Source organism: Parashewanella tropica (assembly GCF_004358445.1).
GTDB lineage: Bacteria > Pseudomonadota > Gammaproteobacteria > Enterobacterales > Shewanellaceae > Parashewanella > Parashewanella tropica.
Window position 1 is genome coordinate 1,229,843 of sequence record NZ_CP037951.1, and the last position, 16,911, is coordinate 1,246,753.

Consider the following 16,911-nt stretch of genomic DNA (forward strand, 5'->3'; position numbering starts at 1 on the left):
GCTAAGTGATTGGAAAATATAGCTGTATGAAGGAGGAGCGGAAGAGCCAGCCGAAAACTATTACAGATATTCGGCTGGAGTCTATGAATGCTAATTTAAGGGTGTAGTACAGTAGGCTTTGAACCTTGCTGCTTATCTGGGTAATCCGCATTAAAATGCAACCCTCGACTTTCTTTTCGGTCGATAGCGCATCGAATAATAAGCTCAGCCACTTGCACTAAGTTCCTTAACTCAAGTAGGTTATTACTTACTCGGAAATTAGAATAGTATTCTTGAATTTCTTGTTGCAGCATTTCACAGCGTCTAAGAGCACGCTCTAATCGTTTATTGGTTCTAACAATGCCCACATAATCCCACATGAACAGTCTTAACTCGTGCCAGTTATGAGCGATGATAACTTCTTCATCTGAATCTGAAACTTGGCTTTCATCCCAATGTGGTAATGAAGTCGGCAAAGATAAAGAAGCTAATTGCGAAAGAATATGTGTCGATGCGGAACGTGCATAAACCACGCACTCAAGTAATGAATTACTGGCTAAACGATTAGCGCCATGAAGTCCGGTATAAGAGACTTCTCCAATTGCGTATAAGCCTTCAACATCGGTTTTACCATTGCTATCCACCATTACACCGCCACAGGTGTAATGTGCTGCTGGAACAACGGGTATTCTATCTTTTGTTATATCAATACCCAGCTGCAAACAACGTTTATGAATGGTAGGGAAGTGATGAATGATAAAATCAGCAGGCTTGTGACTGATGTCTAAATACATGCAATCAACACCCAAGCGTTTGATTTCAAAATCAATAGCTTGAGCAACAATATCTCGAGGAGCTAATTCGGCACGTTCGTCAAAATCTGGCATAAAACGAGTACCATCAGGACGAAGTAAAAAAGCGCCTTCACCTCGTAACGCTTCAGTTAGCAAAAAATTGCGAGCATCAGGGTGATATAAACAGGTAGGGTGGAATTGATTAAATTCCATGTTTGCCACACGACAACCCGCACGCCAAGCCATTGCAATCCCGTCGCCACTAGAAACATCAGGGTTTGAAGTGTATTGATAGACTTTAGAGCAGCCACCAGTAGCCAAAACTACTGATCGTGCTTTAACCGTTTCGACTTGTTCACTGTCACGGTTCCAAATATAAGCACCTAAAACGCGATTGCCAGCTAGGTTGAGTTTTTTACTGGAAATTAAATCAACAGCATTATAGCGCTCAAGAACTTGAATATTTGGGTGTTCATACGCACGTTGCTGCAATGTTTTTTGAATTTCTTTTCCCGTCGCATCAGCCGTATGTAAAATGCGACGATGGCTATGACCGCCTTCTCGTGTAAGGTGATATACTGAACCTTGTGGTTCAGTTACTGCCTCTTTGTCGAAAGCCACACCTGACTGAATAAGCCACATGATCGCTTGCTTACTGTTTTCTACCGTATGTCTAACCGCGGACTCTTCACAAAGACCAGCACCAGCTATCATGGTATCTTTAACATGAGCTTCGACAGAGTCGTCATCATCGAAAACGGCGGCAATTCCGCCTTGAGCATAATAGGTCGAACCTTCGGAAAGTTTTGATTTTGATACTAAAACTACTTTACACTGCTCAGCAAGTTGTAATGCTACGGTTAGTCCAGCTGCGCCACTGCCTATAACCAGTACATCGGTTTGGTGTTCGTTTGCGTGTGTCATTCCGGTTTAAGGTGTTTTATTCATGGCCCTAATGTTAAAACAAATAGATTTTGATTGCTGTAGCAATTTTTTAATTTTTAGATGAACTTATTAGAAAGACGCATGTCTATTGAAGTGCAAGTTGCAAAAACACACTTCGAGCGACTATATATTGTCAGTAAGTAGATTGAGGAGTAGTCGGCTCGAATGAGTGGACAGAATAGTGATCAACAAATTATTGAGCGAATACAACGAGGTGATAAGCAAGCTTATAACCTGTTAGTTCAAAAGTATCAGAGCAAAGTCATTAACTTGATTTCTCGTTATGTACGAAATCAAGCGGATGTGGCTGATGTAGCGCAAGAGGCGTTTATTAAAGCTTATCGAGCTCTGGCGAACTTTCGTGGTGATAGTGCTTTTTATACTTGGTTGTATAGAATTGCGGTTAATACGGCTAAAAATCATTTGGTATCACAAGGGCGTAAAGCCCCTGCAAATGATATTGATGCTGACGAAGCTGAATTTTACGATGGCAGTGATGCGTTAAAAGAGTTTGCTTCTCCTGAACGTTTAATGTTGTCAGGGGAGATCAAAAAAGTGATTTTTGATACTCTAGATACGTTGCCAGAAGAGCTTCGTATGGCATTAACGCTAAGAGAACTTGAGGGTATGAGTTACGAGGATATCTCTAATATTATGGAGTGCCCTGTAGGAACTGTGCGTTCAAGAATTTTTAGAGCCCGTGAAGCTGTAGATAAAATGCTCCAACCTCTTTTAGAGAGATAGGCTGGAATTTAAATAGGTGACTAATGGATAAGTTAGATCAAGAGTGGTTATCCGCTGCTGTAGATGGTGACATAGACGAGCAAGCAATAAAATCACTAGCCAATGATAGCCATGCACAAGACAAGTGGCGTAATTATCATCTAATTGGTGATGCAATTCGTGATGAGTTACCAGAGGCCATGCCGTTGGATTTAACTGCAAACATTGCCAGTGCTTTAGAAAGCGAGCCTGAGCTTTTAGCCCCCCAAGCTGTTGTAACTGAAGCTCCTGTTAAAGAAGCGTTAGTGGCTAGTTCTAAGGTGACGCCGTTATTCAAACAAGTCGGCCAATATGCGATTGCGGCTTCAGTTGCTGTTATGGCGGTTATTGGTGTGCAAAATTACCAACAGGCTGAGCAAGAGAGTCATCCTCTGCCTGTATTAAATACTATGCCAATTATGGGAAGTCCTTCTCCGGTTAGTTTACAAGCTACGCCAAGTTCTCAAACTGTCTCCCCACAAGAGTACAATGAGCAGATCCAAGAGCAGCGCCGCCGAATTAATGCCTATTTGCAAGATCATTTATTGCAACAAAGGTTGAATAGTAATAGTGATTTATCGCAAAATTCAGATGATTCAGTTGCACCTAAGTAGGAGTTAGTTTGCGCACTATTTTGACAATATTGTCTCTCGTTGCTTTACCCGCATTTGCACAAGGAGAGATGTCAGCCAAAGCTTGGTTAGAAAATATGAGCCAAGCTTTACATCAACAAGGATATAAGGCTTCAATGGTGCAAGTTCAGGCAGGACATATTCGCCCGCTTGTGTATTTACATGATAAAGTCGATGACAAAGAAGTTGCGTTTCTTGAATACCTTAACGGCCCCCCACAAAAAGCAGTTCGTATTGATAATACCGTTACCTTTATCGAGCATGACCAAGCTCCTTACAGCATTTTTTCCAAACGAATTGATGGGCTTTGGCCGGCCGCATTTACCAATGATCTTAGTGTCTTAAAACCGAGTTATCAGTTTGTGCTTGGTGGACGTGCGAGAATTGCAGGTCGCCCCGGGCAACTTGTTCGCATTATATCCAAAGATAATAATCGTTTTAGTTATCGCGTCTGGCTCGATATGGAAAGTTTCCTGCCACTTCGATTCGATACTGTGAGTGCTGAAAAAACAATTCTTCAACAATTGATGGTGGTTGAAATTGGTCAGTTCGATTCAACTCCAGAAATCTTACAAGAAGCGATAAAAAGACAGTGGCCTCAAGCACGAGTGATTAGGGCTCAGAAACAAGCGTATAACTGGAAATTTACTTGGTTACCAACAGGATTCAAAGTAAAAACACGTGACCATCATAGATTATTTGGTAGCAGAGACTCTGTAGAATATATTGGCTTAACCGATGGTATTGCTAATATTTCAGTTTATATCTCAGAGCCTAAATCTACAGAGTTACCAAGTGAATTAACATCGCAAAACGGTATGGCCATTGTCACAGAGCGAGTAGGTGATGCTGAAGTGGTTGTCGTTGGACAAGCACCATCTAAGACTTTGGTTGAAATTGCTAAAAGCCTGCGCTTAGAAGACTGAATTAGCGAGTAATTCACTATGATGGAAGAAAAAGCCAAAGTGGTTTCTCCTGTAAAAGACGGTTGGGTTATGGTGGAAGTGGAAAGTAAAAGTGCTTGTCATAGCTGCCATAACGAAGACTCTTGCGGAACATCTGCAGTGGCTAAAGCCTTTACTCCTAAAACCCAAGTATTTTCGATTGAAACCAACCTTGAACTGCAACCCGATGAATTAGTTAAAATTGGCTTGCCAGAGTCAGTTATTCTAAAAGCCGCCGCTTTGGTGTATTTGTTACCTTTGGCTGGCTTTTTTGTTATGGCGAGCTTAGCAACTCTGTTTTTAGTTCGACTAGATTTAATCACTTTCAGCTCTCAATCAGGTGATCTTCCAAGCATTATCTTTGGAGGTTTTGGAGCTGTTATCGCGTGGTTTTTGGGACGTAAAAAAGCCAAAGAGTTAGAGCAAGAAGCCAACCCAGTGATCATTGAACGGCTTGGTCATTCGATTAATACTTCTCTGACAAACTCCTAATTGGTATCTTTGCCGCAATCAGGTACAATTCAGCCTTTTATAGTGTTACTTCAAAATGCAGCTTATATGCGCCTCGTCTAAAAGCCTAGGTGAGCATCCTGAAGTAACACCGATTATTTTCTTAGCATTAAACGCAGCATTAGAATGAAGAATATTAGAAACTTTTCGATTATTGCCCATATCGACCATGGTAAATCTACTCTATCAGACCGCTTAATTCAGTATTGTGATGGTCTAACAGACCGTGAAATGGCGGCTCAGGTTCTTGACTCAATGGACATTGAACGTGAACGTGGCATTACCATTAAAGCTCAGAGTGTTACTCTAAATTACAAAGCTAAAGATGGTGAGACTTACCAGCTTAACTTTATTGATACTCCTGGACACGTTGACTTCTCCTACGAAGTTTCACGATCACTTGCTGCATGTGAAGGCGCACTTTTAGTGGTTGACGCCGGTCAAGGTGTAGAAGCACAGACGCTTGCCAACTGTTATACCGCTTTAGAGATGGATTTGGACGTAGTCCCAATCCTTAATAAAATCGACTTACCACAAGCCGATCCTGAGCGTGTAGCAGAAGAAATCGAAGACATCGTTGGTATCGAAGCGATGGAGGCTGTGCGTTGTTCCGCTAAAACGGGTATTGGTATCGAAGACGTTTTAGAAGAAATCGTTTCTGAAATTCCAGCGCCAGAAGGTGACCCAGAAGGTCCGCTACAAGCGTTGATTATTGACTCTTGGTTTGATAGCTACTTAGGCGTTGTTTCTCTTGTACGTATTAAAAATGGCGTACTTAAGAAAGGCGATAAGTTTAAAGTAATGTCTACCGGTCAAACTCATACTGCTGACCGCGTTGGTATCTTCACGCCAAAACAAACTGATATGCCTGAACTTAAAACAGGCGAAGTAGGTTTTGTTATTGCTGGTTTGAAAGACATTCACGGTGCGCCAGTAGGTGATACCTTAACTCACGCTAAACACGGAGCTGAAGAGCCATTACCTGGATTTAAAAAGGTAACTCCTCAGGTATACGCTGGTGTATTCCCAATCTCTACTGACGAGTATGAAAACTTCCGTGATGCACTGAATAAGCTGAGTTTGAACGATGCTTCACTTGAGTTTGAACCAGAAAACTCATCAGCGTTAGGCTTTGGTTTCCGTATTGGCTACCTTGGTCTTCTGCATATGGAGATCATCCAAGAGCGTCTAGAACGTGAATACAACCTTGATTTGATCACTACGGCACCGACCGTAGTGTACGAAGTTGAAAAGAATAATGGTGATGTGGTTTATGTTGATAACCCATCTGATTTACCAGCAATCAACACGATTGCAGAAATGCGTGAGCCGATTGTTGAAGCTAACATTCTTGTACCTAAAGATTACTTAGGTAACGTTATTACGCTTTGTGTTGAAAAACGTGGTGTTCAGAAGAACATGGTGTATCACGGTAACCAAGTTGCGATTACCTATGATATTCCAATGGCTGAAGTAGTAATGGACTTCTTCGACCGTTTGAAGTCAACCAGCCGTGGTTATGCGTCACTTGAGTATAACTTTGTGCGCTTTGAACCTGCGGATATGGTGCGTTTAGATGTATTGATTAATGGCGACCGTGTTGATGCGTTAGCATTGATCATCCACCGTTCATTGATCCGTCACAAAGGTATTGCCCTTGTTGAGAAGATGAAAGAACTGATCCCAAGACAGATGTTTGATATTGCGATTCAAGCAGCTGTAGGTAGTCAGATTGTGGCGCGCTCTAACGTTAAAGCGATGCGTAAAGACGTGACTGCAAAATGTTACGGTGGTGACGTTTCTCGTAAGAAGAAACTGCTACAGAAGCAGAAAGAAGGTAAGAAGCGAATGAAGCAAGTAGGTAACGTTGAAGTACCTCAAGAAGCTTTCTTAGCCGTGTTGAAATTGAATGATTAAGAAAATTTGATTTAACGGTAGTGGTTAATATGGCTCTATGACCTAGTCAATAGAGCCATAATTTTTTAATCAGATAGAATGTTTAATGTTGAAACTAAACGGCAAGTTAATAATATCACTACGTTGTATTTTGTTTCTTGTTGCATTCGCTTACACTTACTATCTGAACCTTTATGAATAAAAACAATCCACTAAATCATAAATATTAAATTCAACAGCCGGAGTAAGAATCCTAATGGCAGCTTATTTTTCAATCATTCTTGTTATCGTTACTTTAGTGTCTGGTCTCATCTGGGCAATCGATGCATTTATGTTTGCTCCTAAAAGAAAGCAGGCTTTGGCAAAAGCAGAGCAAGAGCAATCATTAACTGACGAAGCTAAGGAAAAAATTCTCCAAGAACCCGCTGTAGTAGAAACAGCGCATTCCATTTTTCCTGTTATTGCCTTTGTATTAATTTTGCGTTCGTTTTTATACGAGCCTTTCCAAATTCCATCAGGTTCTATGATGCCAACCTTGCTAGTTGGTGATTTTATTCTGGTAGAAAAATATTCATACGGGCTAAAAGACCCTGTATGGCGACATAAACTGGTAGAAACGGGTGAACCTAAGCGTGGTGATGTTGCGGTATTTAAATACCCAGAAAATCCAAAAGTGGATTACATTAAACGTGTTATTGGTCTACCGGGCGATAGAATCGTCTATCGCAACAAGCAGCTATACATTCAGCCAGCTTGTAAGAAAGATGAAAAATCGTGCCCAGGATTAGAAATTGTCGACCGTAATGAAGTCAACCGAGGTGAGTTCAGTCAAGATGGTTTCCCAATGTTGAGATACACTGAACATCTTGGCAAGGTTGACCATGATATCTTAATTAACCCAGCTCGCGGTGAAATGTTGCAAGCATACTTTAGACAACCAAATACACAGCCATATGAATTTATTGTGCCGAAAGGCGAATATTTCATGATGGGTGATAACCGTGACAACAGCCTTGATAGCCGTTTTTGGGGCTTTGTACCTGAAGCTAATCTAGTGGGTAAAGCCGTAGCCATTTGGATCAGTTTCGAATTTGACCGCACGGATGCAGACTTTTTACCTAAATGGGTGCCAACAGGTGTCCGTTTCAATCGCGTCGGCGGAATAAAGTAGTATGAGATCTTCGCATAATCGAGAGCGTTTGCTTCGTACTTTAGGGTATGAATTTGAACAGTCTGATTTACTTGCTCAGGCACTGACACATCGTAGTGCCGCCCATAAACATAACGAAAGATTAGAGTTTTTAGGGGACTCTATTTTATCTATCGTTATTTCTGATGCTCTGTATCATCAATTTCCAAAAGCGACTGAAGGTGACTTAAGCCGTATGCGTGCGTCTTTGGTTCGCGGTGATACTCTGGCTGTTATTGCTCAAGAATTTAACTTAGGCGAATATTTAAAGCTTGGTCCGGGTGAGTTAAAAAGCGGTGGTTTTCGCCGTGAGTCAATCCTTGCTGATGCAGTTGAAGCCATTATTGGGGCTATTTACCTCGACTCTGATCTCGAAACGTGCCGCAAGTTACTCTTAAACTGGTATGAAGGACGCTTACAAAAAATTAAGCCGGGCGTGAATCAAAAAGATCCAAAAACCTTGTTACAAGAACATTTACAGGGTCATAAAAAACCATTGCCTGAGTATCAAGTGATTGATATTAAAGGTGAGGCACACGATCAAACCTTTACCGTCGAATGCCATATTGAAGGCGTTACAAACCCTGTTATAGGTGTAGGTGGCTCTCGCAGAAAAGCAGAGCAACAAGCTGCAGCTCAGATGTTGGAAGTAATTAAGAAATGAGCCAAAAACAAGACAAATCAGATGCGGTAGCCGCTGAACCCAGTTTAGACGAATTATTAGCGCAAATTAGTAAGCCTTCTTCTGCTGAACAAGAATATGAAGTTACCTATTGCGGAATGGTGGCGATTGTTGGTCGCCCAAACGTGGGTAAATCAACCTTGTTGAACCGTTTACTTGGCCAAAAAGTCAGTATTACTTCGCGTAAGCCACAAACGACACGCCATCGTATTATGGGCATTCATACTGAAGAGAATAAGCAAATTGTATTTGTTGACACTCCGGGTTTACACATTGAGGAAAAACGAGCTATTAACCGATTAATGAACCGTGCGGCGTCAAGTTCATTGGCGGATGTCTGTATGGTGGTTTTTCTTGTCGATGGTATGAACTGGACTGCTGACGATGACATGGTTCTGCAAAAGCTAACACGTGGTGGTAAAGATCCTGAGCGCAAGCTAGTGTTAGCTGTGAACAAGGTTGATCAAATCAAAGAAAAATATGATTTGTTTCCATATCTTGAACAATTAGCCTCTAAAGCAGACTTTGATGAAATACTGCCAATTTCTGCTAAGCATGGTACCAATATTGACCGTATCATCGATATGGCGAGTGAAGAATTACCAGAGTGTCCGTTCTATTTCCCTGAAGACTATGTCACTGATCGTAGCCAGCGCTTTATGGCGTCAGAAATCGTTCGTGAAAAGCTAATGCGTTTCCTAGGTGATGAGTTGCCTTACGATGTTACTGTAGAAATTGAACAATTTGCTTTAATGGAAAACGGTGTTTACCACATCAATGCTTTGATCTTAGTTGAACGCAAAGGTCAAAAGCGCATGGTCATAGGTAACAAAGGTGAACGTATTCGTACCATCTCTACCGAAGCCAGAAAAGACATGGAAAAACTTTTTGATAATAAGGTTTTTCTAGAAACTTGGGTAAAAGTGAAATCTGGTTGGGCGGATGATGAGCGTGCTCTTCGTAGTCTTGGTTATGGTGAAGAGTAATTTACTTTAGAGAGGATTAATTCCTCTGATAAAAGAAGCAATAGTGTAAACGCCAACTGAAACGCACGTCCATGTGCTGACGGCCGTGACATCCTGTCACGGACGGTTGTCTTATTACACTATTGCTCCTCGCTGTATTTATTTAAGATTTTCGTAATTCACACATAGGGTATATTTGGTTTAACCAGAGGTGTATAAAGGAGCTAAATGGAACGCGGCTATATCTTACATCATCGACCTTATAAAGAAGCTCAGGCTTTGGTTAACTTACTTGTCGATGGACATGGAAGAGTAGATGCTGTTGCCAGAGTTGGTAATGGTAAGCGTTCTAATAAAGCCATTATTCAGCCTTTTCAACCGCTTATTTTTAATCTTTCAGGTAAGGGTGCGCTAAAGAATCTTACTCAGGTTGAAGCCGCTGCTCCCGCCATACCACTTCAAGCTGAATCGCTTTATTCAGGCATGTATCTAAACGAACTATTGGTGAGAGTGTTATCGGTTCATCATGAAGCTCATTCTCTCTTTCAAACTTATCACAAGACCTTAATAGAACTCGCCAAAGAGTTCGACCAAATCCATTTAAGGCTCTTTGAATATGAGTTATTACAAGAGTTAGGCATTATGCCGAGCTTACGCAACGACAGTTCAGGCGAACCGTTAGAATCAAATATCTACTATCGATTTTTCGAAGAAGAAGGTTTTCGTCCTTACTTAAACACCAAGATGAATAACAGTTACTCTGGTGCTTCGTTGATTGCTTTACGGGATGATGAAATTGCAGAACAGCATTATAAAGATCTGAAATATTTAATGCGCCAAATTTTGCAGCCTCATCTCGGCGCTAAGCCTTTAGTTAGTCGAGCTTTGTTTCTGAGCAAATATAAATCTTAATCTCCCTTTCTTATCTATTGGCTTGTTTTTTATTTTAGTTCTATTTCGTATTCTTATTTATGACGCTCAGCTATTGATTGCATCAATGCTCTTTGTTCAAGGTCTAGTGACCTACGTCTGGCTTGGCTTCGCTCAATATTTTCTTTTAATTGAGTGTATAGTACATCTTCTCTATATGCGTACTTATCTGCTTTTAGAGGTGCTCTAGAGTAAGGCCTTGTGCTTAATAGTCTTCTACTTAACCTCTCTGTCATTTGAGAATTATCAACCCAGCCGTTTATCTTTATCGAGCGATAAGTTGATGTCATATGTTTGGTACTAACTGCTTCTTGTTGTGGGGAAATAGAAAGGCGTTCTGAAGTGTTTTTATACTTGAGTGTTGGTACTACAAGATAACTAATAGGATAAAAACGATGTGCGTCAGTATGACTTTTTCGACAAAGTAAAAGCCTACAGTCTTCTATGCTGGTAGTCCTCCCTGTTTTATCTGAAATTGGTACCCAACAAAAGAAATAAATAAACCTAGAAGATGATTGATTAACCAAACTTGTTAATCTTTCGTATCTGCAAGCATTAGTGGTTTCATCGAATAATGAAGCTACCTTCAGCTGGATTTCATGTTCACTTGCTCCAGTTACATTGTACTTATTGAATTTTGTTGTTAGGTATGAAATAGCTTGCTCAGTTGAAAACTGAGTAAAAAGCTGCTTATCGCATACGGTTAAGTTGGAATCAATACACATAGTCATTCTGTATTTGAGCCGAATTTGAAAGAGTATAAATATCTGCTATCGAATAAATGAGGGGATAATCAAAATTTGGAAACTTTTTTGATCAGCGCTTTAGTTGAAGATAATCTTATTCGAGTACTGATCTCTCTTTTGTTTATCTATAAAATATCGGGATAATTCTATTGAATATGAAAAGGGAACCATGAGCAGAATTTTATTAGGCGTAAATATCGATCATATTGCCACGATTCGAAATGCAAGAGGAACGGATTTTCCAGATCCTGTGCACGCAGCAGCCGTTGCTGAGCATGCAGGTGCAGATGGTATTACCGTGCATTTGAGAGAGGATCGTCGTCATATTGTAGACCGTGATTTGTACATTCTGGCTAAGACATTAAAAACTAGAATGAATTTAGAATGTGCCGTTACCAAAGAAATGCTTGATATCGCCTGTGAAGTTAAGCCTACATACGCATGTTTAGTGCCAGAAAAGCGCGAAGAACTCACAACGGAAGGAGGGCTAGATGTAGCTGGCCAACTCGAAAAAGTGACTCAAGCGACAAAGCAACTGCAACAACACGGTATTCTCGTTTCTCTATTTATTGATGCAGATAAAAATCAAATTGATGCAGCAGTGGCCGCAGGTGCTCCATATATCGAACTTCATACTGGCTGTTATGCTGATGCAAAAACAGAAGACGAAGAGCAAAAAGAACTTGATCGCATTCAAAAAATGGCAACCTATGCTCATTCAAAAGGCTTAATCGTCAATGCTGGCCACGGCTTAAATTATCACAATGTTAAGCCAATAGCGGCAATTCCTGAATTGTATGAACTGAATATCGGTCATGCAATTATCGCTCGGGCGTCCATTGATGGTCTTGAAAAAGCGGTTCGCGATATGAGATTGCTCATGATTGAAGGTCGTCGAGGTAACTGATGCCTATCATCGGACTTGGAACGGATATTGTTGAAATTGAGCGTATTCCGTTACATAACACAAAAACAGGTGAGCGTTTAGCACAAAGAGTGCTGACGCCCACTGAGCTAAATATCTATAACCGTCATAGCCAACCTCAACGTTATCTCGCTAAACGATTTGCTGCCAAAGAAGCTGCTGCAAAAGCCTTAGGCACAGGGATTGGTCGCGGCGTGTCATTTCAGCATATTCATGTGAGTAATAACGAGGATGGTGCGCCAAAACTTAAGTTTACTGATGGCGCTCTAGAAAAGTTTGAAGCTCTGTCAGGGAAGTACTTACATTTATCTATCGCCGATGAGAAACGATACGCTACAGCGACAGTGATTTTAGAGAGCTAAGTAACCACATAAACCTTAGTGGCAAGAATGGCATCGATATATTCTTCGGTGTTTTTTAGCTCCAATGATGCTCTAAAGCAATTTTTTTCATCTTCAATATTACTCACGATTCCTTGAAGTTGAATAACCATTGAACCGGAGCGAGCATCAGTTAATGCTTGCTCCCATACCTTAGAGTCCAACTGTTCTTCATTAATGACAGCAATACTGATCGCTTGGTTTGAAGCTTTTAAGAGCTGTGATACTTGTTCAGCTAATTGCTGACTTCCATGTATCAAAGCATCAACTTGAGTGATGGCCATAGCGCATATATCCATAATTCCTTTTATGAACTTTAAGTATAGATGTTGAATCCATTACTACCATTTTTTAGTAGTCGACGAAGACAGTATCAATACCCATTGAGCAACGAGTATTTCTGAGCTATATCTGTTCGCCAAAATGATCAGAAAACCGTGTTGATCTCACTAACGGGTATATTTCATTAATGATCTTTCATTCAAGTTTCACTCATATCTGAACTCATTTCTTTGCATAATAGCGTTTATCACTCATATCTGAGTTGTTAAAACTGTAAAGATAAGACTCAAATATCATTGGGTGGTCAACGCCAATAGCCTGAATAACTTCACTTAGGATCTGTAAATGCTACTTTGGACTCAATGCCTTGGTGTTAATGATGATATTAGAAGATCTGGTTCATTATTAACTTTCAATATAGAAAGAGCGTTATTGGATCTTAAAAAAGAAGGGGGGACGTCTCATTTCCATGTTCAACAACGTCAAACATCTCCCTCTGAATTATCATTTTGGCAACCAGCCCCAAATGGTAACTTTTTACCTAAAGAAGAGGCGTTTTCTGATTGTAACCTCGTCTTTGTTAGCTCTGAAAGGCCGCCTAGTGATGTTTTTATAGAAGGATTAAAAGCTAGAAACCAATCCTGTGAAGTTACTAGAGACACAACTCTTTTTTGCGATAAATCAACACTGACGGTTGATATCGAAAGTGGCATTGCATGTTCAAGAAGTTTTTATTTAGCGACAGTTCAATCCTATTTAACTCAACGACAGCGAGATGTTTACATTTATCAGTGTCGAGTGAGTAGAGGGATACAACTTGAATTTAAAATTAATGAGTTAGAGCAGTTTGGTTTAGGCACCAACTTTTATCAATCGGCGCAGACGGTGATTACAGCAAGCATAGAGCCTGAAAACATAATTGCGGCTTGGCATGCAAAACTATCGGAACAAAAGGAAACTAAAGGCGGTCATCAATTCGTTTGTGAAGTCGTTGATGAAAAAGAATCTAATAGTCTTGCTGAACAAGTTGTTTTGAGAAGCCTGATGAGTGGTAGAAGTAAGATTCGAATACATAAACCACAACAAATTATCGTAACTCCTGATTCAATAACGGTTACTGATCTTGAAACTGCATCAGGAGTTTCTACAGTATCTTCTCGAACTGTATTTGATGAGGAAAAAAAAGCTCAAGAGGAAAGGCAAAAATACACCTTGCTTCTAAAAGTCCCTGAGGAGCTCTCTTCACCTTCAGAATCAAAGTTCAGATATTGGGAACCTTCTCCTTCAAAATTGCTTTATTTTAGAGCCAAAGATTCCGCATTTAGTAAGCCGAAATTTGTGTTTAGAGGTGACTCAAGAGCCCCTGATGATATTTTTAAAATTGGTTTTTTTCCTAAAATTCCTCCTGAATATAGTGATACAGTTTTGACTGAATCATGTTGTGTTATGGGAAGACGAAAAGGCTTTTCTCTAAGTCGGTATGAATTGATCAGTGATCAAAATACCTGTGTTTGTTTTAGTAAGAGATTCGATGTTGCTGCTCAATACCCTAAAGTTAAAGCGGACAGCTCTCATGATGGAGGTGTCACTCTCACCTATGTTTATCTTTGCTTTGCGCATAAGGGAATAAAGCTATATAAAAAAGCGGAAGAGCTTACTAGCCAAAATCTTGATACTAGTGTGGCTGTGAAAACTAAAGAAATTGTATCTCCATCAGTGGCCGTAAATGACATTCTTTGTGCTTGGAAAGTACAGAGAACTAAACGAACAGTATGGTACGGTACCGAAAATTATTACGAGGTTGTTAGTGACGAACTCCCCAATCCGAGCGCCCACCAAGAGTTTAAGTATGTCATGGGTAGGCGAGGGGAATTTTTTCAACCTTCAACTGGCAGGGTGGACGTTGATTTTAATGGTATTAGAGATCCTGATTAAAACCGACTGAAACACCCTCTTAATCATAAAAACTGAGATAGTAGATCATTAACGAACATCTGTCCTTTGCTCGTTAATTGCCAGCGGGTGTTATCTTCAGTGATCAACCCTCTATTTTTAGCCTGATGCATTCCTGCATTGAGAACGCTACGATTTAAGCCAGTTCTTTGTTCAAATTCTGCTTTAGAAATAGGCGAAATCAGCCTGAAACGGTTCATTAAATATTCTAGTGCTCGGTCATCTTTTTCTACTTCAGTTGTTTCAAACGTGTAATTTTCCGCAGCTAAATAACCTTTAGGGTGCTTAATTTTTACAGTTCTAAGAATGCTATCTTCTTCTGGTAAAGTTACTTTACCATGAGCGCCGCAGCCAATCCCTAAGTAATCACCAAACTGCCAATAATTGAGGTTATGGCGGCATTGGTAACCTTCTTTGGCATAAGCGGAAATCTCATACTGCTGATAGCCAAGCTCGGCTAGCTTTTTTTGTCCTTGCTCGTAAATATGCCACAGCGCTTCATCTTCTGGTAACTGTGGTGGTTTCGAATGGAACAAGGTATTAGGTTCAATGGTTAGTTGATACCAAGATAAATGCGGCGGGTTTAAGCTTGCAGCTTTTTCAATATCAAACATGGCTTCATCAAAGCTTTGATTTGGTAAACCGTGCATTAAATCTAAATTGAAACTGTTGAAATCAGCATCGTGAGCTGACTTGGCTGCGATTTCAGCTTCACAGTCATTGTGAATTCGGCCTAATAAGTTGAGCTTATCTTTCGCGAAACTTTGAATACCAATGGAAACACGAGTCACTCCAGCTTGTCGATAAGCCTTAAAGCTATCGTGCTCTAACGTACCCGGGTTCGCTTCCATTGTGATTTCAATATCATCGACAAGCGGTATTTGAGCTTGAATGCCATCAAGTAATCGTTTGATGGCCGCAGCAGAAAATAACGATGGTGTTCCACCGCCGATAAAAATACTGAATAGCTTTCGGTCTTGAACGTATTTCAAGTCCTGAGATAAATCCTCAAGAAGCGCATCAATATATTCAGCTTCGGGTAAATTACCCTTTTGACCATGAGAGTTAAAGTCACAATAAGGGCATTTTTGCACACACCACGGTATGTGCACATATAAGCTAAGTGGAGGTAGAGTGAGCATGGTCTAGTTAATCACACCATGTTGTTTAAGAAGAGCAACCAATTGTTGCAATGCTTTACCTCTATGGCTGACCGCATTTTTTGCGTCAGCACTCATACTTGCAGCGGATTCTGTGTGATCTTCAGGAATAAACAGTGGGTCGTAACCATGACCACCTTCGCCGCTAAGTGACTGAGCAATTTCACCTTCCCAGCTGGCTTGAGCAATGATTGGCGTTGGATCGAACTCGTGACGCATATACACAAGCACACATTGGAACCTAGCCTTACGGTTGCTAACGCCATTCAGTTCGGTAAGCAGTTTTTCATTATTACTTGCAGCCGAAGCACCTTCACCACTGTAACGAGCCGAATATATCCCCGGTTGTCCTTGAAGGTGGTCGACTTCAATCCCTGAGTCATCCGCAATCACTGCACCATTAGCATATTTGGCTGCATGACGAGCTTTAATAATAGCGTTCTCTACAAAGGTGGTTCCTGTTTCAGCGACTTCTGTTACTCCAAAGTCGCTTTGAGGAGTAATAGAAACACCATGTTGATTAAACAACTGGTCAAATTCAGCCAGTTTGCCTTTATTGCCGCTAGCTAAAACGATGGTCTTCATAATGAATGCTCTTTAGAAAATGTGAGCCGATCATACTGATGAAGTGAGATAAGTAAAGAGGGGAATGGTAATGATGCTTGATGATATGGGCTCTATGATGTCAGAGAGCCCAAGCTATTTATTTTACGTAAAATTTTTGTGAGAATTTTAAGCTGGTGTTGAGTTCTTTGCCTTTACTGATATCAATATCAAAGTTGATGGTGCCATCATCTTGATAAGGGACTTCCGCAATGTAGTAAATTGCTTTTCCATCTTTGATTTCTTTGAAGTCTAAGTTCACTTGAGAGCTCATTAGATTAGAAGCGATACCTGATATTTTGACAGCAACCGCTGGGTTTCCAGCTTTGCGAGTGTCCAACACTGAAATATTTACGATTCCATTGTAGTTGCTTCGTTTAAGTCCGTAACTTTTAGCTATAGATGGTGTTAAAAAAGTGCTTCCAAAAGCAATGTAGTGAATGTCAAAATTCCCAACACGCGTTTTTTGCTCGGCATGAGCGACCCCAACAAAACTGACAGCAAATAACAGTACAGCACAAAGTTTGCGTAGCATAATGCCTACCTCAATTAGACTAAGTGTGATGAGTATACCCTTTGATGCAGTTAGAAAAAAGGGAGCCGATGGCTCCCTGAATATTAATAACGTAATAAG

Annotated in this window: 18 protein-coding genes; 12 read left to right on the forward strand and 6 right to left on the reverse strand. The window is 40.6% G+C overall.

Translation table 11 applies throughout. From position 1 onward, the window contains the following. Positions 1-95 precede the first annotated feature (95 nt). Positions 96-1,697: an L-aspartate oxidase gene (gene nadB, locus E2H97_RS05145; protein WP_133406148.1), complete on the reverse strand. Its 1,602-nt coding sequence runs from the start codon at positions 1,695-1,697 to the stop codon at positions 96-98. Positions 1,698-1,883: 186 nt separating this feature from the next. Here nadB and rpoE point away from each other — a divergent pair, with 186 nt between their 5' ends. From rpoE to recO, 9 genes are all read left to right on the forward strand, one after another. Next, positions 1,884-2,462 (forward strand): RNA polymerase sigma factor RpoE, encoded by a 579-nt coding sequence (rpoE, locus tag E2H97_RS05150; RefSeq protein WP_133406149.1) that lies wholly within the window; start codon positions 1,884-1,886, stop codon positions 2,460-2,462. Between the two features lie 23 nt (positions 2,463-2,485). After that, positions 2,486-3,094, forward strand: coding sequence for a sigma-E factor negative regulatory protein (locus tag E2H97_RS05155; protein ID WP_133406150.1), 609 nt, complete (start codon positions 2,486-2,488; stop codon positions 3,092-3,094). Positions 3,095-3,102: 8 nt separating this feature from the next. Then, positions 3,103-4,038, forward strand: a complete 936-nt coding sequence (locus E2H97_RS05160) for a MucB/RseB C-terminal domain-containing protein (protein ID WP_425466801.1) — start codon at positions 3,103-3,105, stop codon at positions 4,036-4,038. An 18-nt stretch (positions 4,039-4,056) separates the two neighbouring features. Continuing rightward, positions 4,057-4,548: a SoxR reducing system RseC family protein gene (locus E2H97_RS05165; RefSeq protein ID WP_133406151.1), complete on the forward strand. Its 492-nt coding sequence runs from the start codon at positions 4,057-4,059 to the stop codon at positions 4,546-4,548. A 144-nt stretch (positions 4,549-4,692) separates the two neighbouring features. After that, complete coding sequence (gene lepA, locus E2H97_RS05170) at positions 4,693-6,483, forward strand: translation elongation factor 4 (protein WP_121840423.1); 1,791 nt, start codon at positions 4,693-4,695, stop codon at positions 6,481-6,483. Between the two features lie 235 nt (positions 6,484-6,718). After that, positions 6,719-7,633, forward strand: coding sequence for a signal peptidase I (gene lepB, locus E2H97_RS05175; protein WP_133406152.1), 915 nt, complete (start codon positions 6,719-6,721; stop codon positions 7,631-7,633). Between the two features lies 1 nt (position 7,634). Next, positions 7,635-8,315, forward strand: a complete 681-nt coding sequence (gene rnc, locus E2H97_RS05180) for a ribonuclease III (RefSeq protein ID WP_133406153.1) — start codon at positions 7,635-7,637, stop codon at positions 8,313-8,315. Next, positions 8,312-9,319 carry a GTPase Era gene (gene era / locus E2H97_RS05185; RefSeq protein ID WP_133406154.1) on the forward strand — a complete coding sequence of 336 codons (1,008 nt, stop codon included), beginning with the start codon at positions 8,312-8,314 and terminating at the stop codon, positions 9,317-9,319. Before rnc ends, era begins: the two co-directional genes overlap by 4 nt. Positions 9,320-9,526: 207 nt before the next feature. Beyond that, on the forward strand, positions 9,527-10,210 hold the full coding sequence (gene recO / locus E2H97_RS05190) for a DNA repair protein RecO (protein WP_133406155.1): 684 nt from the start codon (positions 9,527-9,529) through the stop codon (positions 10,208-10,210). A 53-nt stretch (positions 10,211-10,263) separates the two neighbouring features. Here the strand turns inward: recO and E2H97_RS05195 are convergent, their stop codons facing one another. Continuing rightward, a complete protein-coding gene (locus E2H97_RS05195) occupies positions 10,264-10,953 on the reverse strand; it encodes a hypothetical protein (RefSeq protein WP_133406156.1) in 690 nt (229 codons plus the stop codon). 190 nt (positions 10,954-11,143) lie between these two features. Between E2H97_RS05195 and pdxJ the strand changes: the two genes are divergently transcribed. Together pdxJ and acpS are read left to right on the forward strand one after the other, a co-directional pair. Further along, on the forward strand, positions 11,144-11,881 hold the full coding sequence (gene pdxJ, locus E2H97_RS05200) for a pyridoxine 5'-phosphate synthase (RefSeq protein ID WP_133406157.1): 738 nt from the start codon (positions 11,144-11,146) through the stop codon (positions 11,879-11,881). Further along, on the forward strand, positions 11,881-12,261 hold the full coding sequence (gene acpS, locus E2H97_RS05205) for a holo-ACP synthase (protein ID WP_133406158.1): 381 nt from the start codon (positions 11,881-11,883) through the stop codon (positions 12,259-12,261). The genes pdxJ and acpS overlap by 1 nt, the downstream gene beginning before the upstream one ends. Here the strand turns inward: acpS and E2H97_RS05210 are convergent. Further along, positions 12,258-12,563 carry a hypothetical protein gene (locus E2H97_RS05210; RefSeq protein WP_133406159.1) on the reverse strand — a complete coding sequence of 102 codons (306 nt, stop codon included), beginning with the start codon at positions 12,561-12,563 and terminating at the stop codon, positions 12,258-12,260. The two genes, acpS and E2H97_RS05210, sit on opposite strands and share 4 nt — an antisense overlap. A 343-nt stretch (positions 12,564-12,906) precedes the next feature. On the opposite strand from E2H97_RS05210, the gene E2H97_RS05215 reads away from it, so the two are divergent. Beyond that, on the forward strand, positions 12,907-14,496 hold the full coding sequence (locus E2H97_RS05215) for a hypothetical protein (protein ID WP_133406160.1): 1,590 nt from the start codon (positions 12,907-12,909) through the stop codon (positions 14,494-14,496). A 23-nt stretch (positions 14,497-14,519) separates the two neighbouring features. On the opposite strand, the gene hemW is transcribed toward E2H97_RS05215, so the two are convergent. The 3 genes from hemW to E2H97_RS05230 form a co-directional block, all read right to left on the reverse strand. Continuing rightward, entirely contained in the window at positions 14,520-15,656 is a 1,137-nt protein-coding gene (gene hemW, locus E2H97_RS05220; protein ID WP_133406161.1) for a radical SAM family heme chaperone HemW, read from the reverse strand. Between the two features lie 3 nt (positions 15,657-15,659). Next, positions 15,660-16,259: an RdgB/HAM1 family non-canonical purine NTP pyrophosphatase gene (rdgB, locus tag E2H97_RS05225; RefSeq protein ID WP_133406162.1), complete on the reverse strand. Its 600-nt coding sequence runs from the start codon at positions 16,257-16,259 to the stop codon at positions 15,660-15,662. A gap of 118 nt (positions 16,260-16,377) precedes the next feature. Further along, complete coding sequence (locus tag E2H97_RS05230; protein ID WP_133406163.1) at positions 16,378-16,812, reverse strand: DUF4426 domain-containing protein; 435 nt, start codon at positions 16,810-16,812, stop codon at positions 16,378-16,380. Positions 16,813-16,911: the final 99 nt, after the last annotated feature.